Genomic DNA, 26,199 nt, shown 5'->3' with positions numbered 1-26,199 from the left:
GAGCAACGACACGGACAAGAAAACGACTGATCCGGACAAAGTCGAGACAGAACGGGCCAGATGGCCGATCACAAAAGATAACGGTTAATCCTCATACAATTGTGCTGGTGCATGAAAAACTTTATGCCGATTACCTCGTGAGACTTGAAGATTCAAAGCATTTAGAAGCCGGAGTGCTGTTTTGCGAGAATCGAGGTTGATCCAAGCTTGGAACTCTTGGCCGGTGATTGTGGAGGAAATGATAAGAAAGTATTCATTTAAGGCACTCACATGAGCATCTTTTGAATAAAATCCACATTGTGAACAGATCCATCCGTTGTATTTTTGTTTCATAGGTAATGCCTCGCATGAAGGGCATAGGATACTTTGCGCAGCACATCCTTTTTAATCGCAGATCGTGTGAAAATGTTGACACGTGAAGAAACGTGACAATCCAACAATCTTTGGCCTATTTCATCGCATTTAGAAATTGAAATGATCTTCCTGCTGTGTTCATTTTCTAATACTTGAACCCGGGCAGGGAGTTGATGCATGTGACAAACTTTTTGAGGGACAAGTAAATCATCAGGAGCATTTTTTAGGAGGAGGAGGGATTGCTTATTGTCACTAAATCAATGATCGGTAAGTGAGGAAAGTGTAAATTATTCATCCATTGGTTTAACTGATAGTGTCCGAATCAATTGGTGATGCGTTGAATCAAAAAATAGAATACCACTAATATTTTTAATTTCAATAATGAGTATGAATGAACGGTTGATGATGAGCGTGTCGATTTGACATAAAGAATGACTGATAGCGATTTTCAAATTGTGATAAATGTGGTTTCTGTCTTTGTCATTGAATTCCAAATAGTAATCCAATGCTTTCTCGCCTTTGAAACCAATTGTTCTTTTTGTTTCTTCGTTCGACAATGCAGCGAATTTAGGATGATTCTTGGGGAGCCTTTTTAACAAGCTGCGTAATTGAGTTAAGGCGCAAGGTTCTTTCCGCTCTTTTACACTCAATAAATGCACTCCAATCGATTTAGTTTGATCATAGTATACCTTGTGCCATAGTCACAGGCAAAAACAAAGAATAAAAAAAGCCTGCTTTTCGATGAAAACAGGCGATCATCTATAGATTTACGTATCATTACAGCATCAAAATATTTTTTAGTCCGCAAGCAAAGAAAGCCCTCCGTCGACTGTGATTGTCTGTCCGCGGATCATGAATGCTGCCGGTGTGCAGAGGAAATACACTGCTTCGGCGAGATCCTCAGGTTCAACAATCCGTCCGGCGGGATTGCGCTTCGCTGCCTGATCGAGCAACTCGTCACGATTTGGAAAATGCTTCAATGCATCTGTGTCAACAGCGCCCCCCGAAACGGTGTTCACTGTAATATTCATTGGCGCCAGCGCTACGGCCAGATAACGAGTGAGTGCTTCAACAGCTGCTTTTGAAACGCCCACGACCACATAGTTCGGCAGTGCGCGGACTGCGCCGAGACTTGATAACGCGACAATGTGACCGCCACCTGTCTTATTCATCAGTTTTGCCGCTCTTTGGGCTGCGAATAAATAAGCCTTTGCATTGATGTCCTGCGTCCAGTCCCAATGCTTTTCCTGTATGTCCATAAGCGGACGTTGAACGCCGGACGCCGCGTTGCTGATGAAGACATCGAGTCGACCGAATGCAGATTCAGCCGCATCAAAGAGCCGGTCAATTTGCTCAAGTTCGCCGATATTTGCTTTCACAATCTGGACAGAGACATCATATCGACTTTCAATGGCTTCCTTCGTTTGCTCAGCATTTGTGCTTTTACGTGCATAATTTAAAACTAGATTGTATTCGTTCTGCGCAAACTTTTCTGCTATAGATTTGCCGATACCGCGGGTTCCGCCTGTAATTAATGCCACTTTATTTTCCATTTTAATCTCCTTTAAAAGAATCCATTCGATTTAAAACAAATCGAATTCAGTATAGCAAAAGGTCTGAAAGAAGGACAATATAAATAATTGAAGCCGAATCGTTGTCCCTGATCTTTTGCCTGTAATAGGGTATGATACATTTAGGGCAACTACTGTAAGAAGGGATGGAGTGCATTTCCAATGATTATTGTCTATTTAAGCCTCGCACTTGCTGCGGTTTCGATCATTGCATTTATTGTTTCTGCCGTGAAGACGGTAAAATTGATGAATGGATCCATTGCGAAAATTTCAAAGACCGGTGCAAGCTTGCAAGATCAGGCGGAAGGAATCTTAAAAGAAAAAGATGAGCTGACACGCAACCTTTCACGCATTCAATCGGATATTACTCAAAAAAAAGGCAAGCTCAAAGATGCAGTGCGTCAAGCAAAACAGTCGCTGCTTTCTGCCCAAATTGCTTTTTATAAAGCAAAGGCATTGGTGCATAGTGCTCAAGTTAAGGTTCGCCGATAAACGTCGGCTCAACGCTAATAGCCACATTGCCTTTAACTGCTTTAGCAATGACGCAGTCCTGTTCCGCTTTGTGGATACAGGTGTTTAGGTGCTCCGTAAGTGCATCCGAGATGGGTTCGGTTAAATAAACTGTCGGGTAATGGGTGACTTTTTCAAAATGAAGGCCGCCTTTTTTGGTAACCGTCGCTTTTGTTTGAATTTCGATATGACGATAAGTGACCTTTTCTTTTTTTAATCGAATACCCAGGGTGATCATGTAGCAGGAGGCAAGCGCGCTGATTAACAGTTCATCCGGGTTTGTCCCGACACCCTTGCCTGACATGGCCCGATCAACCGATATCGCAGATAATAAACCGTTTGTCTGGATTTTACCCTCGCCGTCCCAGGATCCTGACCATGAACCATTCAGTTCAAAATGAAAATCTGTCATAAAGTTCATCCCCTTAGCTATGAATGAAAGAGAGACATGCACTGGATCTCTGTTATCGTAGCATAATTCAAACATTCTGCAACGGATCATGCTTAAGATTGGGAGGAAACGATTGTGGCAGTGACAGGAAACGAAAAAAAATCAATCATTCCATGGTTATGGTTCAGCATGGCCTGTGTTTTGCTTTTTCTTATTTTGGTTATTGCCATACGACAGCCTGCTGTTCAGGCATTGGATCGCGAACTCATTCAAGGTTTGAACCCGATTAGGATATCGGCGTTGATTCTGTTCTTCTCAAACTTCACTGATTTCGCCTCAAGCAGGCTGCTGCTCTTAATTATTGCTTTATTTATGATTTATTTATTTTTTCGTAAACGCATCTTCTCTTTGATCTTGCTGCCATTGGTTTTTCTGATTGAACGCGAAGTTAATGGTGTGCTGAAGAATTGGGTGATGAGGGATCGACCGCCATTTCACCATCTTGTTCATGAAACGGGCTATAGTTTTCCAAGTGGGCACGCGATGAATGCATCCACTGTGTATGGCTTGCTGATTTTGCTTATTCTTCCGCTCATTAAATCAAAATGGATTCGGATTGCATGGGTGACGCTGGGTCTGGCGATGATTTTGCTGATTGGATTCAGCCGTCCTTTTTTGCGAGTCCATTATTTTACGGATATTTTCGCGGGCTATTGTGCGGGCGGCTTTTTCGTCGGAATATCAGCGATTGTTCTTATTTTTGTATATAATAGAAAACGTTGAGAGAAAACGCGCCGATAAATGGTGCCAGAGCGGAGGATATTTATGAAAAAAGGTTCAATTACAATGGCTGACGGCGACGTGATCGCTATTGATTTCTTCCCGGAGGAAGCACCGAATACGGTGGCTAATTTTGAAAAATTAGCGAACTCCGGCTTCTATGACGGAGTAACTTTTCATCGTGTGATTCCGGGTTTTGTCAGCCAGGGCGGCGATCCGACAGGAACCGGGATGGGCGATGCCGGTTACACAATCAAATGCGAGACAGATGGCAATCCGCATAAGCATGTTGCAGGAGCGTTATCGATGGCGCATGCCGGAAGGGATACCGGTTCCTGTCAATTTTTCATTGTTCATGAACCGCAGCCGCATTTAGACGGCATTCATACTGTTTTCGGGCAAGTTACGAGCGGACTCGATACGGTACTCAAAATGCGAAACGGCGATGTGATGAAGACAGTAAAGGTTTGGGACGAAGCGTAAATCAGTATTGAGGAGGATTTTCTCATGCCAATCAGCAATGTAGGGCTTCAGATTCTTCCCTTTTCAAAAGAAAAGGACACGTATGGTCTGGTTGATGAAGCAATTAAAGTGATCCAGGAATCGGGGGTCAAGTATGAGGTAACAGCACTTGAAACGATTCTTGAAGGCGAACTCGACGTTTTGCTTGATGTCGTAAAGAAAACGGTGTATGCAACAGTTGAAGCGGGTGCCGATGAAGTAGCTGCCGAGGTGAAAATCCATTTCCGGCCTCAAGGTACATCGATCGAAGAAAAAGTAGGAAAATATCGGAAATAATGGTGTTGGATCTAAAGTGAATAGGGAAAGTGAAAGCCGCAGAAATTTACCCTGCGGCTTTTACTTTAGGTGCAGCGAATAATAGCAAGGTTAATGAAAAGAACAAATGTTCTCTGTGTGCTATAATCAGATTAATAGAATCAAAGAAATAATTGATGATCTGTGAACCTTTGCACAAAAATTGAGAACGGGAGTGAGGACGATGTCTGTCCGATTTGTATTGGGGCGGCCAGGAACGGGAAAAACGGCGATGTGCCTGGCTGAAATCCGCAGCCATCTGCGTGAACAGCCCAATGGGACACCGCTCATTTATTTGGTTCCCGAGCACATGACGTTCAGCATGGAGTACGCACTGGCATCTACTCCGGGACTCGGCGGGATGACTCGGCTGAATGTATACAGCATGCCCAGACTTGCGCTGCGCGTCCTGCAGCAGGCCGGCGGAGCGACGCGAAAACATTTGAATGCAACCGGTGTGTCGATGTTGCTTCGCAAAATTGTTGAACAGAATAAACAGAAACTTCGATTGTTTCAAAAGGCTTCTCAGCAGAACGGTTTTTACGATCTGCTTGGCGATACATTGATTGAATTTAAACGATTTTGTCTTGAACCGGGAGAAATAGTTGCTGAAGCAGAACAGCTTAAAGGAGACAGTGCGGATCGGTTGCTTCTGAAGGACAAGCTTCATGACTTGTCGCTCATCTATCAATCATTCAGCCAGGCTCTGGAAGGAAAGTATATTGATAGTGAAGATTATCTAAAATTGATGGTGGATCGAATCGATTACGCTGATTTTCTGAAACAGGCAGACGTCTGGATTGACGGTTTTCAGACCATGACACCGCAGGAAATGCTGGTTGCCGAGCGACTGATGACAACGTGCAGACGTGTCACCATTGCATTAGGGGCGGATCGGATCTATGATCGGGCACCGGATGAATTTTCTGTGTTTCGCCATCCCGCACTTTTATTCTTGCAGCTCAGAGAACGAGCAGAATTGAACGAACTGCCGGTTGAACCGATTGTATTTAAAAAAGAGATGTTAAGGCATCAGTCACAGGCCTTGAAAAATATCTGCCTTCATTTCGGACAATATCCTTTTCAAGCGAGTCGGGAAACAGATGGCGTTGTCATGACTGAAGCGGCAAATCGCCGTGAGGAAGTGGAGCAGACCGCCCGCAATATCATTAACTGCGCGCGTGCTCAAGGTGACCGTTACCGTGAAATGACGGTACTCGTCCGTAATCTGGATGACTATCGTGACCTTGTCGAAACGATTTTCGAAGATTATCAGATCCCTTTTTTTATTGATCAGAAAAGTTCGATGAGACACCATCCTCTGATTGAATTTATCCGATCGGTGCTGGAAACAATTCAGCAAAATTGGCGTTATGAGCCAATTTTCCGCTGCGTGAAGACTGATTTTCTGATTCCATTTGCTTTGGATTTAAAGGAAGCGCGCGAAGGCATGGATCAACTGGAAAACTATGTGATCGCACGTGGGTACTATGGAAAAAAGTGGACAGATGAGGAACCGTGGCATTATCGGATTTACAAAGGACTTGAGGAGCAAACGCGAGCACAATCAGCGAATGAAGAAAGAGCAGAGAAGACAATCAATAAATACCGCATGCTTATTGCCCGGCCGATTGATTCTTTAGAACGGCAATTGAGGAAAGCGTCGCGTGTCTCCGAACAATGCGAAGCGCTTTACCACTTTTTAATCGACATGGCCATTCCCGAAAAATTGGATCGCTTGGCAAGAACTGCAGAACAGCAACAAAAACTTTCTGAGGCAACGGCACATGGGCAGGCATGGAAAGCAGTCATTGATCTGCTTGATCAGTGTGTGGAAACAGCGGGGAACGAACAAATGCCGCTCGATCTGTTTATAAAGGTCGTAGATACGGGATTCGACGCACTGGAGTTTGCGATGGTTCCTCCGGCATTGGATCAAGTACTGGTCGGTAGCTTAGATCGGATGCGCTCATCGGAAATGAAGCATGTTTTCCTTCTGGGTGTGAACGAGGGGGTACTGCCGGCCAAGCCAACCGATCAAGGACTGTTCTCTGGGAAAGATCGAGAATTGCTGCTTGATGAAGGCGTTACGGTAGCCGATGGTGAATCGGAACAGATCGCCGGTGAGAACGAACTGATCTACCGCGCACTGACCTTGGCAAAAAATCGTCTTTTTATTTCTTATCCGCTTGCCTCTGAAGACGGTGAATCACTGCGGCCGTCCCCGCTCATTTCCAGACTTCGGCATTTTTACCCGGATTTGCAGCTGCAGCTGGCGCCAGCGGAACCAAGAACCTTGAAGGATGAGCAGCAGCTTGCATTTATCAATGCACCGAGAAAAACAGTCAGCATTCTTTCCGCTCAAATTCGCCAATGGAAAAATGGTTATCCGATTGCAGAACTATGGTGGGACGCGTATAACTGGTTTACCGTAAATCGCGAGTGGGGCAGTGCGGCGCATATGGCATTGTCCGGTTTGTTTGCGCGCAACGATGAGCACCTCAGCCCGGATTCAGCACTCGCCTTATATGGGCAGACGATCCAAACGAGTGTTTCTCGAATGGAGAAGTTCAACGCGTGCCCGTTTTCACAATTCGCGTCTTATGGGCTGAATCTCAAAGAACGCGATGTTTTTCAATTAGCCGCACCGGATATCGGGCAGCTTTTTCATTTAGCGATTAAACAGATGACCGCTCAGATCATGAAGGAAAATCGCGACTGGAAGGACTTGTCTCCTGAGGAATGTGATCAATTGGCGGCGGATACCGTCAATGAACTGGCACCGAATCTGCAGCGGCAAATCCTGACCAGCACAAACCGTTATCGATACTTGCAGCATAAATTGGCCCAGGTTGTCGCGCGTGTGGCGCGCGTCCTTCACCGCCACGCATTGTCCAGCGGCTTTTCTCCGGTAAGTCTGGAGCTCCCTTTCGGTCCCGGCCGACCGTTGCCCCCACTCAGTTTTCCTTTAAAACACGGGGCGAGAATGGATGTTGTCGGACGTATTGATCGTGTGGATCAGGCCCAAGACGAACAAGGCCGATTATTGTTGCGGATTATCGATTATAAATCAAGCTCGAAAAATCTCGATTTATCGGAAATTTTTTACGGGCTTGCGCTGCAGATGCTGACTTATCTTGACGTCATTATTACGTATTCAAAACAATGGCTCAGTACGGAAGCAGATCCGGCAGGTGTGCTCTATTTTCATGTGCATAATCCTGTCCTGAATCTGGACGGGAAGCTGTCCGAGGATCAGCTGGAACGTGAACTCTATAAACATTTTAAAATGAAGGGTCTGCTTCTTGAAGATGAAGATGCACTGCTTCTGACCGATAAAACCGCGGAGGGGAATCTTTCGGAAATTGCTCCGTTTGGCATTAAAAAGAACGGCGATTTCTACAAGAGTTCTTCGCTGGCTGGCATGCAGGAGTTCGAGGCACTTCGGCGTTACACACGCGAGATTATGACGGATGTTGGGTGCAAAATTATTGATGGCGACGTGTCAATCACGCCTTATAAAATGAACGGGCAGGTGCCCTGTACTTATTGCCCTTTTCGTCCCGTGTGCCGATTTGATCAGTCGCAGCCGGGGAATCAGTATCGTTTGCTGAAAAAGATGAAGGATGAGGACGTCTTAGACAAATTGGCGAAGTTGGAGGAGAAACCGGATGAGCATTAAACCAAAAGAGACACAATGGACAGACGCGCAATGGCGAGCAATTACAGAATGCGGTCATGACTTGCTCGTCGCTGCTGCGGCGGGTTCCGGTAAAACAGCAGTCCTTGTCGAACGGATCATTCGGAAGCTGACGGATCAGCATGTGAATATCGATGATTTGCTGATTGTCACCTTTACAAAAGCAGCGGCGTCCGAAATGCGTGAACGAATTGGGCGGGCGCTCGACAAGCGCTTGGCTGATGAACCTGATCATTTATTCTTGCGAAGGCAGCAGGGACTGCTCGGCAAGGCATCAATTATGACCCTGCATGCCTTTTGTATGTCGGTTGTTAAGCAGTATTATTATTTTCTTGATCTTGATCCTGGGTTTCGTCTGCTTGATGAAACGGAGGCGGGATTGCTGCGTGAGGAGGTTTTGGATGATCTCCTTGAAAATTATTATGCGGCAGATAATCCGGAATTTTACCGTCTGGTCGACCAATATTCCAGTGACCGAAGCGATGATGCGCTGAATCAGCTGCTTTTGCGTATCTATGAATTCTCCATGAGTCATCCATGGCCAGAGCATTGGTTGGATCAAATGGCAGACGCATATAGGGTGGATGATGCGAGGGGGGTGGATCAATTCGATTGGCTATCCGATTTGAAAAAGTCATTATTTCGAACCGTTTCGGGATTGATTCATAGTCTTCAGAATGCGATACAGCTGTGCGGGGAGCTAGGCGGACCGGCAGCCTATACGGAAACTTTGACTGAAGATTTGGCGGCACTGCGACGTATTGAATCTCAGTCAGACTCAGATTGGGAGACGCTTCGTTCGGTGTGTCTGGCTGTGTCTTTTAGCAAGTTGAAGGCGATTCGCGGCAAAGCGGTTGATCCGGCGCTCAAGGATCAGGTCAAGGCGATACGCGATCGGATTAAAGCCGTGGTCGCTGAGTTGCAGCAGCAATGGTTTTCGCGCTCATCAGAGGAATGTCTGAACGATTTAAGTGATATGGCACCCTCTGTTGATTTAATTATTGAACTTGTAAAGGCGTTTGCCAAACAGTTTAAAAAGGAAAAACGCCGCAAAGCGGTTCTCGACTTTTCCGATTTGGAGCATGAGTGCCTGACCGTCTTGCGCGGCGAAGGAGCTTCACCGGAACGTGAGATTCCGTCGGTTGTTGCCGAACAGTTCCGCGCGCGCTTCGATGAAGTGATGATCGACGAATATCAGGATACCAACCGCGTTCAGGAGACGATTATTCAATTAATTACGAAAGACAGCGCGAGCGGGGGCAATCTTTTCATGGTTGGCGATGTGAAACAGAGTATTTACGGATTTCGATTAGCCGAACCGGGACTCTTTATTGAAAAATATAAACAGTTTTCCGGATCGGAAAACGACGGACAAGTGATTGATCTGTCGAACAATTTCCGCAGCAGGCAGGAGATTGTTGACGGTGCGAATTTTCTTTTCCGGCAAACTATGGACGAGTCGGTCGGCGGTGTAACCTATGATGCAGCAGCAGAATTGCGCTGCGGCGCGAATTATCCTCAGGAGAACCGTCCGATTGATCTGGAAATAATTAATCGCGCGGTTGCTGAAGACGGAGATTCGGGGAGTACGGATGATCTGGATGCTTCGGAGCTGGAAGCGAGCGCGATCGGTGATCGCATTCAGGCGATGATCGGCGACGGAAGCTCCCCGTCTTACCAAGTCTTGGATCGTGCTTCCGGACAAATGCGCAAAGTCCGTTATCGGGATATGGCGATTCTGCTGCGCTCTGCAAGTACATCCGCGGCGGTTATGAAAGATGTGCTTGGACGCCGTGGCATTCCTGCCTATGCAGAGTTATCCAAGGGCTATTTTGACACAGTAGAAGTGTCGGTCATGCTGTCGGTTTTGCAAGTGATCGACAATCCGGAGCAGGATATACCACTTGCGGCAGTTCTGCGTTCGCCGATTATCGGGTTAAATGCGGAAGATTTGGCCGCCATCCGGATGGCGGATCGTGAGTCAGGTTTTTATCATGCTTTGAAACGTTATGCCGAAGAACAGGAGCAAAATGCGATAAGGCGGCAAGTGAATGTATTTCTTGAAAAACTGGATGAGTGGCGCGATTTTTCTAAAAATCATTCGGTCGCCAAATTAATTTGGCAGATTTATCGTGATACCGGTTATTACGATTATGTCGGTGGATTGACCGGCGGCACGCAACGCCAGGCAAATCTGAAAGCATTCTATGATCGCGCGCGCCAATATGAAAAAACGACATTTCGCGGACTGTTCCGTTTTCTGCGATTTATTGAAAGAATGAGAGAAAACGGCGGTGATCTTGGAGAAGCGCGGGCGCTTAGTGAGCAGGAGGATGTTGTTCGAATTATGACGATCCATAAAAGCAAGGGATTGGAGTTTCCGATTGTTTTCGTTGCGGGTATGAACAAACGGTTCAATATGCGTGATGCGGCCGAACCAGCGCTTCTGCACAAGGATCTGGGATTCGGGACGAAATGGATCAATCCCGATATGCGGACAAGTGTCCCGACTCTGCCCTATTTGACAATCAAAGAACGAATGAAAGCGGACGCGACTGCTGAAGAATTGCGTATTTTATATGTTGCGGTGACGCGGGCGAAAGAAAAACTGATCCTGATCGGAACGGTTAAAGACGCACAAAAACAGATAGAGAAAGTCAGGCCCGTTCTGCAAAACCAGGAGTGGCTGCTTCCGGAAGCTATGCGAGCGTCTGCCGCAACCTTCTTTGATTGGGTTCTGCCAGCGGTGGCGCGCCATTATTCTGCCGAAGCTCTGCATGACTTGCTTGAGGAGCGGCCGGACAAGCAGACGGTAACGGAAGACTCGTCCTCATGGATCGTGCAGATTATCGCAGCATCGGGACTAGCCCAAGATGAAGACCGGCGTCTGGCTGTGAATCGCGAACGCCTGCAGCGCCTTGAACAAGGAAAAGCAGTTGTTTCACATTCAGGTTTTCAGGATGAAGTCGCAAAGCGTCTGGAGTGGGTCTATCCCGATTTAAAGGCAACGGTTTCAATGGCGAAACAGACGGTCACCGAAATAAAAGCGCAGCAGGATTACTTTAGCGACGGGACGGATGATCACCTGCTCAGTGATCCGGAACGTTTTTCACCGATTGGCAGAGACCGTCCTCAATTTCTGCAGCAATCAGAACTTTCCGCAACGGAACGAGGTACCGCGCTTCACCTGTTTATGCAGCACCTTGATTTAAAGAAAGTCGATTATCGAGAACAGCTTCAGGAACAAGGACGAGCGCTTGTTGAAAAAGAAGTGATCACGAATGTTCAGGAACAGAGCTTTGATTATGAAGCAATACAGCGATTTTTCCGGACACCGATTGGGGAAAAGATGGTGACGGCAAACAAAGTCGTTCGCGAATGCCCGTTCAGCCTTGCTTTAGCGACTGACAACGTTTATCCGTCATGGAATCGAGGGGATCATCAGGAATCGGTACTCGTTCAAGGTGTTATCGACTGTATTATTGAAGACAAAGACGGATTAATTCTTCTTGATTATAAAACCGATCACCTTTCCGGGCGCTCTCCTGATCGCGAATCGGCGATGAACGAACTGAAACAGCGTTATGGGGTACAGCTCAGCCTGTATCAAAGGGCTATTGAACAGATTTGGAAGCAGAAGGTTGTGCTTGTCGGCCTTTACGCTTTTGATATCGATTGCTTTATCGATTTAACATATGGGAGGAATCGATCATGAAACTGCTGCATACGGCAGACTGGCATCTTGGACGCAGTCTTGAAGGGCGTTCCAGAGATGCGGAACAAGAACAGGTGATGGATGAAATCTGTTCGATTGCCGATGATGAAAGCGTTGATGCGATTCTGATGGCAGGGGACGTCTTCGATACGGTTAATCCTCCTGCTGCAAGTGAAGCACTTTTTTATGATACCGCGCAGCGGCTGTCGCTTGGCGGAAAGCGGCCGGTCCTGATCATTGCCGGCAATCATGACAGTCCGGAGCGGCTGGAGGCTTCTAAGCCGCTCGCCGGAAGACAGGGGATATCGATTGTTGGGCGACCTGTGCTCAGACCGCTGGCCATACCGATCAAAAGAACAGATGAGATCCTTGTTCTCGGGTGTGTCCCATATCCTTCCGAATCGCGTTTAAATGAATGTCTCAGTGAAATGAACGATGAAGACATGATTAAGGCTGCTTATAACGAACGTCTTGCCCAGCTTTTTCACATGCAGGCTAAGTCTTTTAATGAGCATGCGGTGAACATTTTGATGACCCATCTCTTTGCCGCGGGAGGAAAAGAATCTGATTCCGAGCGTCCGATTCAAGTAGGCGGCGCTTATACCGTCCACCCTTCTGCCTTTCCTCATTCGGCTCAATATGTCGCACTCGGACACCTGCATCGCCCGCAGAGCTTATTGGATTCCCCGGTTCCTGCAAGATATGCAGGATCTCCGCTGGCGTACAGCTTTTCAGAAGCCGGCCGTTCCAAGTCCATTACGATTCTTGACGGCGCGCCCGGCACAGCACTTGCCGTAAACGAGGTTGAACTTAAATCGGGGCATCCGCTGACTCGCTGGCGTGCGGAGAATGGCTTATCAGAGGTGCATCAGTGGATTGAAGAAGGGCGAGATCCTGAGGCGTGGATTGATCTGGAAATTCGCCTTGATGAAGCGATGAGCATGCATGATATTCAGGCGCTCCGCAAGGCACGGCCGATGATCGTCACCATACGACCGATATACAGTGGTATTGAAGCAGACAGAGAGCGTTCAGAACGTTCAAATCTGCCCATAGATGAACTTTTTATTCGATTTTATAAAAAACAGACAGACGGCGCTGAGCCGGGTGCGGATCTTATTCGTTTATTCATGCAGCTGATTGATGAGGATGAGGCAGCACGTGAGGTTGCGGCGGGGAGGATTCCGAATGAAGCCGATTGAATTAACGTTAAACGGATTGAACAGTTTTCGTGAGGAACAGCATATTGACTTTGAGGCGCTGTGCGCGGACGGATTATTTGGCATTTTCGGACCGACAGGAAGCGGAAAATCAACGATTTTGGATGGAATAACGCTTGCACTTTATGGAACGGTAGAGCGTGCGGCAAATAACACATCCGGAATCTTAAATCAGCTTGAACAACAAATGTCGGTCGGTTTCACCTTTGAACTGTCGGGAGATGAAACGGAACAATACCGCGCAGAACGAAGCTATAAGCGGACAAAGGACGGCGGACTCCGCCTGGCAAGCTGCCGTCTGCTTAAACTGGGCGCAGTCAATGAAGTGATTGCTGATAAGGAACGCGACTTGACGCGTTCCGTACAAGAGATTCTTGGATTGACCCATGATGATTTTACGCGTGCCGTTGTGCTGCCTCAAGGAAAATTCGCTGAGTTCCTGACACTTAAAGGCAATGATCGTCGCAAGATGCTCCAACGGCTCTTTCATCTTGAACGGTACGGTGATGAATTATCCGCACGCCTGAAACGGGCATTTGACGAGCGGAAACAATGGCTGCAGATTGTATCTGAGAAGCAGGCAATGCTTGGTGATGCATCTGAGGAAGCGGTTCATGCAGCAATCAAACGATGCACTGAGATTGAGCGCAAACTCACTCTATCACGGACCAATCTTGAAAAAGTGGAAGCTGAGAAGCATTTATTTGAGCAGATCCGCAGCATGATTGAAGACAAGAAAGCAAAAGCGCAAGCACTGCAGAAATTAATGCAGGAAAAAGATAAATATGCAGCAATAAAGATCAAGCTTAGCCGAAGCGAAGCAGCAGATAAATTAATGCCTTATTTGGACGCGTTGCGCGACGCAGAACTGGATACAACAAAAGCAAGAGATGAACATGCGGAAGCGCGCCGTCGATTCGAGCACGCAAAGGCACAGTTTGAGGCGGCAAAAAAGAAACGTGAGGACAGAAAGAAAAATTCAGAAGAGAAGATGCCAAGTCTTGATGAGAGAAGGCAAAAATTTCTTCAGGGCGCGTCGATTCAAAGTCAGCTCAAGAGTGAATGGAATGCTTTGCGAGAGCTCCAGTCAGCCAAAAACAACCTTGAGCAGAGCCGAGACAAGGCACGAACGGCATTAGCACAAGAACAGCAGCGCTTAAATGAATTGAAGAAGAATGTGCAAATAAAAGAGAGCGAATTGGCGACGCTGGAGGTGTCAAGCGACAGGCGGGCACTCATTCAACAAGCGCTGCAAGAAAAGAAAGAGATCGATTCACTAGATGGTTATCTTGGCGAAAAACGCGGTGAATGGCTTCAACTGCGTGACGCACTTGAAAAATGCAAACAAGAAATCAACCGACTTGAAAACGAGCAGACACAAATAAATAAAAAAGATTTATTGCTTTTTAAGCAGAATCAGGAAATTTATAATCGCACTGTTGATACAATCCGGCTTATCCGATCAGCACAAGCATTCGTCGACGTGCAAAATAAAAAAGTCGAGCAAGAGCGTGAACGGATCAATCGCCATAATTTGTCGCTGCAATTAGTGGCCGCACTTCGTGAGGGAGAGCCATGTCCGGTATGCGGGTCGCTTCACCATCCGAGTCCCGAAGCGGGAGATATGCTGTTGTCGGATGCGGAAATTGACGCGAAGAAGAACTTCTATCAGAAAACGACGGAATTTCTGATCAATCAGCTGCAGGAAACCAGGATTTGCGCGGCACAACTAGAACAGCAGGCGAAAGCATTTTCAGATTCTGTGCAAGCGGCAGTGCCGTCCGGACATGAAATCCATGACGCGTCCCTATCTATTGATTTTGCAGAATGGGGGCGTCTGGGTATCAAGGAGCTACTTAATCAAATCATGCTTGCCGTTAAAGAGGAGGAACAGGATCAGCTGCACGTTGCCGATCAACTGGTGACGCAGCTTGAACGTGCACGTATGATTGAATCTCAGCGTTCGAAGTGTGATACTCAAGCTGCCATGTACAAAGAAAAAATGACCGCTCTTAAAAAGCAGGCAATCGAAAAAAAACAGGAACGTGATGTGCAGTTAAAGGAATGGAATGCCCGTTTTTCATCATTTGATAAAGTGCAGGAACAAGCCAGCGCAATCCGGGGCGCTGATCAAAAAGCGGAGCACTTGCACGTGGAAGTGCAGCAAATGAAAAAAGCGCTCAGCCAGCTTGAACAGAAAGTAGATCAAGATCAGGAGATCGTGCGCGGTCTTGACGAACAGCGGAGCGAGTGGGTCGGCCGGCAGGAAGCTTCAAAGAAATCCTTGCATCAGTGGCGTGAGCAATTACACGCGCTGGAATTAAGTGAAGATATGCCGCTGAATCAACTGGCGCTCGATTCCGAAAAGGAAATGAGTCGATTGAAACAGGAAATGGAATCGGCAGAGCACATGGCCCAAACCGCAATGGAAACATACCATCGTATGGATAAAGAATGTGCAAATGCTTCTGCGCGTGAGGATCGGGCAGTGAAGACACATCAATCAGCGAGCGCAAAATGGGAGGAACGGCTCGCAGCTTCCCAATTTGATCAGCGAGATCATGTGCAAAGAGCGCATTTAAACGATGACGAGCGGGTCAGACTGTCTGAAGATCTGACAAGCTATGAAGAACAGACAACAAAGCTTTCTTCTGAAATTCAGTCCATTTCTGAGAAACTGGGCAATCAATCGGTTTCAAAAGCCCAGCTGGATGAGCTGCGGCAACAGTGGGTAGAACTGAAAGAAAAGGTGCAATCATTGATAAAAAGTGTTGGTGCTGCGACAAAAGAACGCGAAAACTTAGAGAAAAATCACAAACTATTTCTTAAGCTGGAATCTGAACGAAAGAAGAATCAGAAGGCTTCCGACCAATATGAGAAGCTGCAGCGCGTGTTCCGCGGCAACGCGTTTGTAGAATTCGTCGCGGAGGAGCAGCTTCAGCAGGTTTGCGCTGCCGCGTCAAAACGGCTCGGTGAACTGACGCATAACCGCTACGTGCTTGAAGTAGATGAGGAGGGCGGTTTCATTATTCGGGACAATGGCAATGGAGGTGTCTATCGCCCGGTGGCGTCATTATCCGGCGGGGAAACGTTCTTAACCTCGCTTGCCTTGGCTTTGTCTCTTTCAGAACAGATTCAGCTCCGCGGCAATGTTCCGCTGCAATTCTTTTTTCTTGATGAGGGATTTGGTTCGCTTGATCCGGATCTTCTTGATACAGTGGTTACTGCTCTTGAAAAGCTGCATATGCGTCGTTTGGCAATTGGCATTATCAGTCACGTGCCTGAGATGCGCGAACGACTGCCGCGGCGATTAATTGTTTCGCCTGCGATCCCATCGGGAAGAGGCAGCCGCGTACACATGGAGATGATCTAGGGTACATATAAAGTGCATTGAGCGACGAAAATCTGAAAAAGGCGGTTTGGTATTCATTTTTTGAATGCCGAACCGCCTTTAGGTTTCTTTATATGAAATCAGTTATTTTTTCAAAGGTGTTTATAGTAAAAAATGGCAAGCTGAGTGCGGTCACGCAGCGCCAGTTTTTCCAGAATGATGCTGATGTAATTGCGTACCGTACCCTCACTGAGAAAAAGTTTCTGCGCAATTTCTCGGTTTGATTTGCCGTTTGCAACGTGTTCAATGATTGCAAGTTCGCGCTCGCTCAGCTTAAATCGACTGAAGTTCGGCTGTTCTTTAGGTTTCATTAATGAGGGGAATTTACTGACAATGGCGTCGCCGAACACGACCTGACCACTGAACACGGCCTTCAGCGCCGGAACGATACTCTCAAAATTCTGTTTCAAAATATAACCTTTAGCGCCGATGCGAAGCGCTTCGACAATATAATCGTCATCCGAAAAGGTTGTCAAAAAAAGAATTTTGGCTTTGGAATCCTCTTCAAGCAGGATCTTGGCGGCATCGATTCCCGTCATTCCGTCCATTCGGATATCCATGAGTAAAATGTCGGGGCAAAGTTTGTGATAAAGGGCAACGGCTTCCGATCCGGAGTTGCCCACACTGGAGACATGAACCATAGGATCTGCCTCAAGAATGGTTTTAAGTGAAGAAGAAACAAGACGATCATCATCCACAATCAGGACATTCATCATCAATTTCCTTTCTTTGGGATCGAAATAAACAGTTTAAATCCCTTTTTTATTTCGATATTGAGAAGCCCGTGAAAAGCTTCAACACGATCGTTTATGTTCTTCAGGCCGATCCCTTGATCAAGTTTATCATTTCGCGTCGATCCGTTGTCAGAAATAATTAATTGGTAGAACGCAGGGTGCTCGCGAAGTCTAATTTCGGCTTGACTCGCATCGGAATGACGAACGATGTTGGACAAGGCTTCTTTCACAATTGTAATCAATGCGTAGTTCAGTTTACTGCCGGGTTTATTTTGAACTGAATAATCGAGACGAAGCGGGCAGAAGGTAAATTTATGCACTAAATCCATGACTTGAGTCCGCAAATCGATGGATTCGTCATGAAGGTCATGAACGCTCGTTCGAATGCTGTCCATCGCCTCAGAAAGGGTATCTTTTAAAGTAGAGAGTGCTTCTTTTGTCTGATCATCCTGTTTCACGGCGAGAAAGGCGCCGATCTGCAGCAGTGCACGCGACAGCAAGTGGCCGACATTGTCATGAATTTCCCTTGCGATTCGGTTACGCTCGCCAAGTGTTGCCATGGTTAATTCATTATCCTGCTTCTTCAGCAGGTCCTGATTTTGTTTCTTTAAACGCAACGCCATTTCCTGCGTTGTGTCACGCAATTCATAATAATCATTCTTCAACTGTTCAACGATCGCTGTTCTGTACTTCAGTAACGCCGAGAGAAGGAATAACGCGCAAATAGCTATATCAACGGCTACGGCGGCATCGGACCAGAAGAGCAGGAACGGAGCCAATGACAGAAAACAAACCCACTGTTTTTTTGAAAAAAGCATGTCATAGCAGATGAGCGGCAGGAAAACGCACGTCCATGGCAGAAGCAAGCTGCACAGTGTAAACGCAGCGGTCAGGATTATGCGTAAATGTTCCTTTTCGACATAACTTAATAGACAGGTAAAAATAATCGCCAGAAGAACAGGCAATACATCATCAGTGAACGTCCTGCCGGTTAGGTAAAAGGCCAGACAACAGGCAAGCAGGGTTAGCTTATTGACAATATGGTTCACCATCACCGTCCGTCTCCCATTCATGATGCATGTGCTGTTTTCATTTAACCATTTTTTTCGTACTTGTACAATCGCGTGCGAGGAGAATGATGACAATTGTCATGATAGTTAATGATCAACGACACTTACCTCGATGCGGTTGTTCCATTACACTGAGTACAGTTGGAGAGGAGCTGTTACCATTGATTATTCATGTGAAGAATCTAGTGAAGAGATACGGGGAACTTGTCGCACTGGATCATTTGTCTTTAGACATTAAAGAAGGAGAAATATTCGGATTGCTTGGACCGAATGGTTCCGGAAAGAGCACGGCGATTAACTGCATTTTATCGCTTCTCAGCTATGACAAAGGTGAGGTCGAAATCTTCGGCAGGAAGATGGCTCCTGACGCATATGACATCAAACGCGACATCGGCATTGTCATGCAAAATGTCGCCGTATTCGATGAGTTGACCGTGTATGAGAATATCGATTATTTCTGCGGCCTCTATGTGAGAAACAAGGCGGAGCGGAAGCGTTTGGTGGAAGAGGCGATTGCTTTTGTCGAATTGGACGATTTTCGGAAGTTTTATCCTAAGAAATTGAGCGGCGGTCTGCTGCGGCGATTGAATATCGCCTGCGGGATCGCGCATAAACCCAAATTGATTATTTTAGACGAACCGACCGTAGCTGTTGATCCGCAAAGCCGCAACAAAATACTTGAGGGCATTGAGCGTTTAAATGCACAAGGTGCGACGATTGTGTATACGTCTCATTATATGGAGGAAGTCGAACAGCTTTGTTCACGGATTGTGATTATCGATAAAGGCCGCGTAATCGCCTCCGGTACAAACGAAGAATTAAAAGCCATGATCACTCTTGGAGAGAAAATAACTATTGAGGCTTTTTCAATTGATGCGGAGCAACTAAGGCAGATGCGCGAGCTCCCGGGAATTGTCTCTGTTGAACACATCGATAAGCGCTTAATTATCAAGTCGGGAAAAGGAACAAATAATTTGGAGACAGTGCTTGACTTTCTGAAGACACACCAGATTGGCTTCGGCCGCATTTATTCCGAACTGCCGACGTTGAATGATGTTTTTCTTGAAATAACAGGAAAGCAGCTTCGTGATTGAGAGGAGATGAATCGAATGTTTACTCATATATTTATCTATCGTTTTAAATGCTTGATCAGGGACAGACAGCTCGTTTTCTGGACACTCCTCTTTCCGATTCTGCTTGGCACCTTTTTTTACATGGCATTTAGTAATTTAAACAATGAAGAAACTTTTAAACCGATTGACGCGGCGGTCGTCAATGACAGCGCCTATCAGCAGGATTCCCAATTAAGAATGGTGATGCAAAGTGTTTCGAAGGGAAAAGACCGGTTATTTAATCTGAAGACCGCATCAAATCAAGCCGAGGCGGACAACTGGTTGAAGCAAGATAAAATTGACGGCTATTATACAAGCGGAGAAGAGATCAAGCTGACCGTGAAGGAAACAGGAATCAGTCAGAGCATTATGAAAAGCTTCGTTGATCAGTATCGTACGAGCAGTTCCGCGGTAACAAATATAGCGAAAAAAAATCCGAAAGCGTTGCAAAACGGTTTGCTTAAGGATGTTGGCGAGCAGCGAAGCTATACAAAAGAAGTTTCCGGCGGCAGCGCGGAGCCGAACAACGTGCTCAACTATTTTTATTCGTTGATTGCGATGGCTTGTCTGTACGGCAGCTTTTGGGGAATGAAAGAAGTTACGGATATTCAAGCGGATATCACGGATCGTGCCGCGCGAGTGAATATGGCCCCTGTGCATAAACTTGAGGCCTTTCTTGCCGGCAGCTGTGCGGCGTTAATTATTCTTTTTGTAGAAATAATGATATTGCTTGCTTATCTGCAATTCGGCCTAAATATCAGTTTCGGTCAGCGTACGGGCTATGTCCTATTAACGGCACTTATTGGCAGTGTGCTTGGCATATCCTTCGGCGCATTTATCGGTGCGGTGATTAAAGCGGGTGAGGGGCTGAAAATTGCATGCTTAATCGTAGTGACCAATCTCGGCTCATTTCTGGCCGGAATGATGTACATGAATATGAAATATCTTATTGCAACGTATGTTCCGCCGCTTGCCTGGCTGAATCCGGTCAATTTATTAACCGACGCGTTTTACGCACTTTATTATTATGATTCGCTGCATCGTTACGCTCTGAACATGGGCATGATGGTTCTTTTCATTATCTTTTTCTGCGCCGGAACCTATCTGATTGTCAGGAGGCGGAAGTATGCCAGTATTTAAACTATGTATGAAAATTATCCGGAAAAATTGGCTCTCCATTTCGCTCTATATTGTCATTTTTCTGGCGATTGCAATTACCATCTCAATGAGCACCATGTCGGAACAGAAAAAGAGCAGCAGCTTCTCACAGGAAAAGGCGAAAATTGCGCTTATTTCCGAGGAAAAAACGCCGCTAACTGAAGGCTTTCGTCAAGAGTTAGCAAAAAGCAGTGATTTCGTCAAACTGCCTGACCGCACGGAGGCCCTTCAAGACGCACTTTTTTTCCGTAATGTCACGTACATTCTGCGCATTCCAAAGGGATTTACAGAGGATGTATTGAGTGGCGGGTCGATGCAGATGGAAAAGACCGTTGTTCCAAACTCCACAGAAAATGCTTATGTCGACATCAATGTGAATCAGTACTGGAATCTGGCACGGATCTATGCAAAGCATGAGCCGGGAGCAAGTCAGCAGCAATTAGTCAAACAATTAAAAACAAATTTGTCTGGAAGCACGCCGGTAACAATAAGAGCGCATGAGCGTGCAATAACATCGAACAGCTTTTCAATGTATTATTTCAATTTCCTTGCCTATGCGTTGTCTGCCGTTCTGATTATGGGAATCTCGACAGTCATGATTGTAGTCAATAAGCGTGACTTAAGCAGACGGAATTTTTGTTCGCCGCTGAAGGCGAGCAGCATTAATGCTCAGCTGATTTTAGCCAATTTACTGTTTGCCACCGCTTCCTGGGTAATTTTGGTCGTCTTTTGTTTCTTCCTTGATTCAAAAAGTTTTGCGACGCAGAATATGACTTTTTTTCTAATCAATTCGGCCATCTTCACTGCATGTGTCGCCAGTCTCAGCTATCTGATTGGCAACCTGATGAAGAATCTTAATGCGATGTCTGCAGTGTGCAATGTACTGACACTTGGACCGTGTTTCATTAGCGGTGTTTTTGTCCCGCAAGAGTTCTTGAATGATACCGTATTGAAAATCGCCAGCTTTACACCGACGTATTGGTATGTTCAGGCCAATGCCCGGATCGCGAAACTCACTCAATTCGGCTGGTCAGATCTTTCATCAATCATTTACAGTATGGCAATTCTGCTTGTTTTTGCTGTCGCATTTGCGGCATTATCTCTTGTGATTGGAAAAAGGAGACGATTAACAAACTAGCAGATTGATGAATATGAAGGTGTTTATAAAGACTGTTTTCCGGATCGTTTCGGAAAACGGTCTTTATTTTTATAAATTGTGCGATTTTTATCACAGCACATCTGCTCGTTTCTGCTTATGAAGCGCTAAAATAGATAAGAATCCATTCAGAAATAAGCGGCTTTATCAGAGACGTGTTCAATTTACACGAATTGATGGAGAGGGAGAAAAAATGACCAATAAAAAAACGATGGACGGCAATACGGCGGCCGCATATGTATCTTATGCGTTCACCGAGGTAGCGGCCATCTATCCAATTACACCAAGCTCACCCATGGCCGAAATGGTCGATGAGTGGTCCGTTCAAGGCAAAAAGAATATCTTTGGCAGTCCGGTTCGTGTTGTTGAAATGCAGTCGGAGGCAGGTGCATCCGGGGCAGTTCACGGTTCATTAAAAACAGGAACATTTACGTCCACCTATACATCATCACAAGGGCTGCTGTTGATGATTCCGAATATGTATAAAATTGCCGGTGAACTGTTGCCGGCTGTCTTTAATGTTGCAGCGCGCGCAGTCAGCTCCAATGCGCTCTGCATTTTTGGCGATCATTCAGATGTCATGGCGACACGCGCTACCGGCTTCGCCATGCTTGCAGAAGGCAGTGTTCAGGAAGTTATGGATCTGTCTGCCGTTGCTCATCTCGCTACCGTTGAGGCATCGGTCCCTTTTATCAATTTTTTCGACGGATTTCGCACGAGCCATGAGATTCAGAAAATCGATGTGATTGATTATGCTGATTTTAAACGACTGCTCAATGACGATGCGGCAGCCGCGTTTCGCCGGAGAGGCATGAGCCCAAATCATCCGATAGCAACCGGATCGAGCCAGAGTCCCGACCTCTTCTTTCAGCAGCGGGAAGCGGTCAACAGTTATTATGATCGAGTTTCGGGAATTGTTGCTCATTATATGGATGAAATAAATAAGCTCAGAGGCACGCATTATGATTTAGTCAATTACTATGGAGCGTCGGATGCGACCCGTGTGCTCGTGGCAATGGGCTCTGTAACTTCGGTCATAGAGCAGACGATTGATTATCTGACCGAACAAGGTGAGAAAGTAGGCTTGCTTTCGATTCATTTATATCGTCCGTTTCCAACGGAGAAGCTTCTGGAAAAGCTTCCGAGAACCGTTGAAACGATTGCGGTTCTGGATCGAACAAAGGAACCAGGCGCATCAGGTGAGCCGTTGCTTCTTGATGTGCAGAGCGCCTTGTATGAAAGTGTCCGCCATCCGCGCATTATCGGTGGGCGCTATGGGCTTGGTTCTAAGGATGTGACTCCATCGGACATCTTAGCCGTATACGCACATCTTGACAGCGCGCATCTGAAGAAGCGATTCACAATCGGTATCGATGACGATGTAACACACCTGTCGCTTACGGCTTTTCCAAGTCTGGATTTGACGCCAAAGGGGACCTTTCAAGCGAAGTTCTGGGGCTTCGGCTCCGACGGTACGGTCGGAGCAAATAAAGCGTCGATCAAATTAATCGGCAATCATACGAATCTCCGTGTTCAGGGCTACTTTTCTTATGATTCGAAGAAATCAGGCGGTCTGACAATCTCTCATCTGCGTTTCGGCGATCAGCCGATCAAATCGGCCTATTTGGTTGCACATGCGGATTTTATTGCCTGCCATACATCTTCTTATTTACGTTCCTATGATCTGCTCAGGGGTTTGAAGCCGGGAGGCACGTTCCTGCTCAACACGATCTGGGACGATGAACAATTGAACGCTCATTTACCAAATTCAATGAAGGGTTATTTGGCTAAGCATAACATTCGTTTCTATACAATTAATGCGATCGGGCTTGCCGGGAAAATCGGTCTTGGGCGCAGAATTAATACAATCATGCAGACCGCTTTTTTCAAATTAACCGATATTGTTCCTTTTGATCAGGCCATTGAGTGGTTGCGACAATCCGCCATAAAAACTTATGGGCGCAAGTCGATGACGATCGCACAGTTGAACGTGGACGCGATCAATCAAACGGTGGACTTGCTTCATGAGGTAACGATTCCGCGGCAATGGGGCAAAGTGGATATGAAGCCAAAGTCAATGCGGCTAAGTTCGGATAAGAGGCAGCCGGATTATGTCATGAATATTTTGAAGCCGCTGAATCGCGAAGAGGGCGGCAAAATTAAAGTGAGCACGCTGCTCAAGGAAAATATGGCGGACGGCAGTATGCCGCTCGGCACATCTGCCTATGAGAAGCGAAATGTTGCTTTGCAGGTCCCGGAATGGGATCCGAAGTTCTGCATCAATTGCAATCAATGCGCGTTCGTTTGTCCACATGCAGCGATTCGTCCGTTCCTCGCCGATGGAGAAGAGATGGAGAAAGCCCCGGAAGGCTTTATTGGTCGGACCATGCGCGGCGCGGACGGACTGAACTATCGTATTCAAGTTTCGGTTGCGGACTGTACCGGCTGCGGATTATGTGTTGAAGCCTGTCCGAAGATGGGAAAAGCACTGCTCATGCGGCCGGCGGAATCGCAGCAGGATCAGGCAGTCAATTGGGCCTTCGCGATGACCCTGAAGGCAAAAACCAATCCGGTGAAGAAGGCAACGATTCAAGGATCCCAATTCGAACAGCCGCTGCTGGAATTCTCAGGCGCTTGCTCCGGCTGCGGCGAAACGCCTTATATAAAATTATTGACACAGCTCTTCGGCGACCGGATGATGATCGCGAATGCGACCGGTTGCTCATCCATATGGGGAGCATCCAGTCCGGTTGTTCCCTATACGACTAATCAGCAGGGACATGGACCTGCCTGGTCTAACTCCCTTTTCGAAGATAATGCTGAATTTGGTCTCGGGATGAAACTTGCGCGTGATACCAGGCGTGCACGTCTGGCTGGGCAAATGAAACAAGCCATGCAGTGCGATGAAGTCAGTGACCACTTAAAGCGTTTGATGAATGAATGGATCGAGCAGATGAACGAAAGCGAAGCGACGCGGAAACGCGCGGAACAACTTGCATTTGGAATACTTCAGGAAAAAGAACATCTGCCGTTGCTTGAAGCCCTTTATCAAGAACGTGATCTTTTCATTAAAACAAGCCAATGGATTATTGGCGGCGATGGCTGGGCGTATGATATTGACTTTGGCGGGATCGATCATGTCATTGCCAGCGGTGCGGATGTCAACATACTGATTACGGATAATGAGGTCTATGCCAATACAGGCGGACAATCGTCGAAGGCGACACCGACGGCTGCGATTGCTCAATTTGCCGCCGGTGGCAAGCGAACGGCGAAAAAGGATTTAGGCATGATGGCGATCAATTATGGTCATGTTTATGTCGCACAAATTGCCTCGGGCGCGAACAAAATGCAGACCATCAAGGCACTGATGGAGGCGGAACGCTATCCCGGACCATCCGTTGTTATTGCCTATACGCCTTGTATCTCGCATGGCTTGCGCGGCGGATTGACCCATGCGCTTGCAGAAGCAACGGATGCTGTCAAATCTGGATACTGGTCACTTTACCGCTATGATCCTGAGCGTGAGCTCAAAGGAGAGCCAGCGATGCAGCTTGATTTTAAGCGGCCACAATTTGATCAATTAACTGATTTTATGATGACACAGACACGTTTTTCTGCCTTGAAGAAGGTGAATCCGCAAATCGCCGATCAATTATTTGAAAAGACGAAGCAAGATGCGGAAAAACGATTTTTCCACTACGCTCGATTAACCGGACAGGAAGAAAAAATCAAAGAGAGCCTTGCAGCATTGAAAAAATAATAATTGATTCTAGCCGCCCGTTCACATCGAACGGACGGTTTTTCATTTGCTGAATTTTAAATAATTGTAAATTTTTTGAATCGGAATTGACTGGAAGACAAATATTTATGTATAATCAAGATAACGAACGATCGTTAGGTGATGGTGATGCTTATGTCGACAAAACAGAAAATATTTGCCTGTGCTCTGGAGCTTTTCTCCATTAGTGGATTTAATGGGGTATCGATGCGTGATCTTGCCGAACGAGTCGGGATAAAGGGAAGCTCAATTTACAACCATTACAGCGGAAAAAAAGCGATCATGGATGATATTTGTGAAACATTTGCTCGAACACTGGATGTGTCTCGTCCGCCCTTAGTGCAAATTGAGCGGATGCTTGATCAAATGAATGCGGTTGAACTCTTTCAATCCTTGATCAGGGCTTATGGCAAGAAGATCAATAAAACATGGACACAGATGGCGAGAATCATTTTTTCCGAACACTTCTATAACGAAAAAGCCGCAGAGATATTTAAGAAAGAACTTATTCGGGAAAATGTCGCTTATTATGTTTCAGTACTTACACTCATGGAGCGGAAGGGAAAAATCAAGGGATGTGAGAAGGAGCTCATTGCAACGCTTTTCAACAATGAACAACTCATGCTCAGTATGCAGTATGCACATTGCACGACAGCCGAAGAACATGCCGAACTGGCCGCCATGATGATGGCAAGTGCAGACTATTTGTTTCGAGGACTTGAAATTCGCAATTAAAAACA

The 26,199-nt window shown here is 46.4% G+C and carries 17 protein-coding genes and 1 pseudogene; 13 read left to right on the top strand and 5 right to left on the bottom strand.

Features of this window, described 5'->3' with window-relative positions; all coding sequences use genetic code 11:
- Positions 1-641: 641 nt before the first annotated feature.
- A complete protein-coding gene (locus NIE88_RS13145; RefSeq protein ID WP_253062730.1) occupies positions 642-1,004 on the bottom strand; it encodes a nuclease-related domain-containing protein in 363 nt (120 codons plus the stop codon).
- Positions 1,005-1,151: 147 nt separating this feature from the next.
- A complete protein-coding gene (gene fabL / locus NIE88_RS13140) occupies positions 1,152-1,907 on the bottom strand; it encodes an enoyl-[acyl-carrier-protein] reductase FabL (RefSeq protein ID WP_253062729.1) in 756 nt (251 codons plus the stop codon).
- Between the two features lie 180 nt (positions 1,908-2,087).
- Here fabL and NIE88_RS13135 point away from each other — a divergent pair, with 180 nt between their 5' ends.
- A complete protein-coding gene (locus NIE88_RS13135; RefSeq protein ID WP_253062728.1) occupies positions 2,088-2,417 on the top strand; it encodes a DUF948 domain-containing protein in 330 nt (109 codons plus the stop codon).
- Here the strand turns inward: NIE88_RS13135 and NIE88_RS13130 are convergent.
- Positions 2,401-2,847, bottom strand: a complete 447-nt coding sequence (locus NIE88_RS13130; RefSeq protein ID WP_253062727.1) for an OsmC family protein — start codon at positions 2,845-2,847, stop codon at positions 2,401-2,403. The genes NIE88_RS13135 and NIE88_RS13130 overlap by 17 nt on opposite strands.
- A gap of 114 nt (positions 2,848-2,961) precedes the next feature.
- Between NIE88_RS13130 and NIE88_RS13125 the strand changes: the two genes are divergently transcribed.
- The 7 genes from NIE88_RS13125 to NIE88_RS13095 all read left to right on the top strand — a co-directional run bounded on the left by NIE88_RS13125 (position 2,962) and on the right by NIE88_RS13095 (position 16,430).
- Positions 2,962-3,609, top strand: coding sequence for a phosphatase PAP2 family protein (locus NIE88_RS13125; RefSeq protein ID WP_253062726.1), 648 nt, complete (start codon positions 2,962-2,964; stop codon positions 3,607-3,609).
- A gap of 42 nt (positions 3,610-3,651) precedes the next feature.
- Positions 3,652-4,089: a peptidylprolyl isomerase gene (locus NIE88_RS13120; RefSeq protein WP_253062725.1), complete on the top strand. Its 438-nt coding sequence runs from the start codon at positions 3,652-3,654 to the stop codon at positions 4,087-4,089.
- Between the two features lie 24 nt (positions 4,090-4,113).
- Positions 4,114-4,404 carry a thiamine-binding protein gene (locus NIE88_RS13115; protein WP_253062724.1) on the top strand — a complete coding sequence of 97 codons (291 nt, stop codon included), beginning with the start codon at positions 4,114-4,116 and terminating at the stop codon, positions 4,402-4,404.
- Positions 4,405-4,606: 202 nt separating this feature from the next.
- Positions 4,607-8,104, top strand: a complete 3,498-nt coding sequence (addB, locus tag NIE88_RS13110) for a helicase-exonuclease AddAB subunit AddB (RefSeq protein ID WP_253062723.1) — start codon at positions 4,607-4,609, stop codon at positions 8,102-8,104.
- Complete coding sequence (gene addA / locus NIE88_RS13105; RefSeq protein ID WP_253062722.1) at positions 8,094-11,837, top strand: helicase-exonuclease AddAB subunit AddA; 3,744 nt, start codon at positions 8,094-8,096, stop codon at positions 11,835-11,837. Before addB ends, addA begins: the two co-directional genes overlap by 11 nt.
- Complete coding sequence (locus NIE88_RS13100) at positions 11,834-13,039, top strand: exonuclease SbcCD subunit D (protein ID WP_253062720.1); 1,206 nt, start codon at positions 11,834-11,836, stop codon at positions 13,037-13,039. Before addA ends, NIE88_RS13100 begins: the two co-directional genes overlap by 4 nt.
- Positions 13,026-16,430, top strand: coding sequence for an AAA family ATPase (locus NIE88_RS13095; RefSeq protein WP_253062718.1), 3,405 nt, complete (start codon positions 13,026-13,028; stop codon positions 16,428-16,430). Before NIE88_RS13100 ends, NIE88_RS13095 begins: the two co-directional genes overlap by 14 nt.
- A 110-nt stretch (positions 16,431-16,540) precedes the next feature.
- On the opposite strand, the gene NIE88_RS13090 is transcribed toward NIE88_RS13095, so the two are convergent.
- The gene (locus tag NIE88_RS13090) at positions 16,541-17,164 is read right to left on the bottom strand and encodes a response regulator (RefSeq protein ID WP_253062716.1); all 624 of its coding nucleotides are present in this window, start codon (positions 17,162-17,164) and stop codon (positions 16,541-16,543) included.
- Entirely contained in the window at positions 17,164-18,234 is a 1,071-nt protein-coding gene (locus NIE88_RS13085) for a sensor histidine kinase (RefSeq protein WP_253062714.1), read from the bottom strand. Before NIE88_RS13085 ends, NIE88_RS13090 begins: the two co-directional genes overlap by 1 nt.
- A 179-nt stretch (positions 18,235-18,413) precedes the next feature.
- Between NIE88_RS13085 and NIE88_RS13080 the strand changes: the two genes are divergently transcribed.
- From NIE88_RS13080 to NIE88_RS13060, 5 genes and pseudogenes are all read left to right on the top strand, one after another.
- A complete protein-coding gene (locus tag NIE88_RS13080) occupies positions 18,414-19,346 on the top strand; it encodes an ABC transporter ATP-binding protein (protein WP_253062712.1) in 933 nt (310 codons plus the stop codon).
- A 15-nt stretch (positions 19,347-19,361) separates the two neighbouring features.
- Positions 19,362-20,504 carry an ABC transporter permease gene (locus tag NIE88_RS13075; RefSeq protein ID WP_253062710.1) on the top strand — a complete coding sequence of 381 codons (1,143 nt, stop codon included), beginning with the start codon at positions 19,362-19,364 and terminating at the stop codon, positions 20,502-20,504.
- The gene (locus NIE88_RS13070; protein WP_253062708.1) at positions 20,491-21,660 is read left to right on the top strand and encodes an ABC transporter permease; all 1,170 of its coding nucleotides are present in this window, start codon (positions 20,491-20,493) and stop codon (positions 21,658-21,660) included. The genes NIE88_RS13075 and NIE88_RS13070 overlap by 14 nt, the downstream gene beginning before the upstream one ends.
- A 211-nt stretch (positions 21,661-21,871) precedes the next feature.
- A pseudogene (gene nifJ / locus NIE88_RS13065) lies at positions 21,872-25,435 on the top strand (pyruvate:ferredoxin (flavodoxin) oxidoreductase); the annotation flags it as partial.
- A 159-nt stretch (positions 25,436-25,594) separates the two neighbouring features.
- Complete coding sequence (locus NIE88_RS13060; RefSeq protein WP_253062704.1) at positions 25,595-26,194, top strand: TetR/AcrR family transcriptional regulator; 600 nt, start codon at positions 25,595-25,597, stop codon at positions 26,192-26,194.
- Positions 26,195-26,199: the final 5 nt, after the last annotated feature.

The sequence above is a fragment of the Sporolactobacillus shoreicorticis genome (genome assembly GCF_024125445.1).
GTDB classification, from domain to species: Bacteria; Bacillota; Bacilli; order Bacillales; family Sporolactobacillaceae; genus Sporolactobacillus; species Sporolactobacillus shoreicorticis.
The sequence above is the reverse complement of the archived record's forward strand: the minus strand, read 5'-3'. Positions and strand labels throughout refer to the sequence as shown.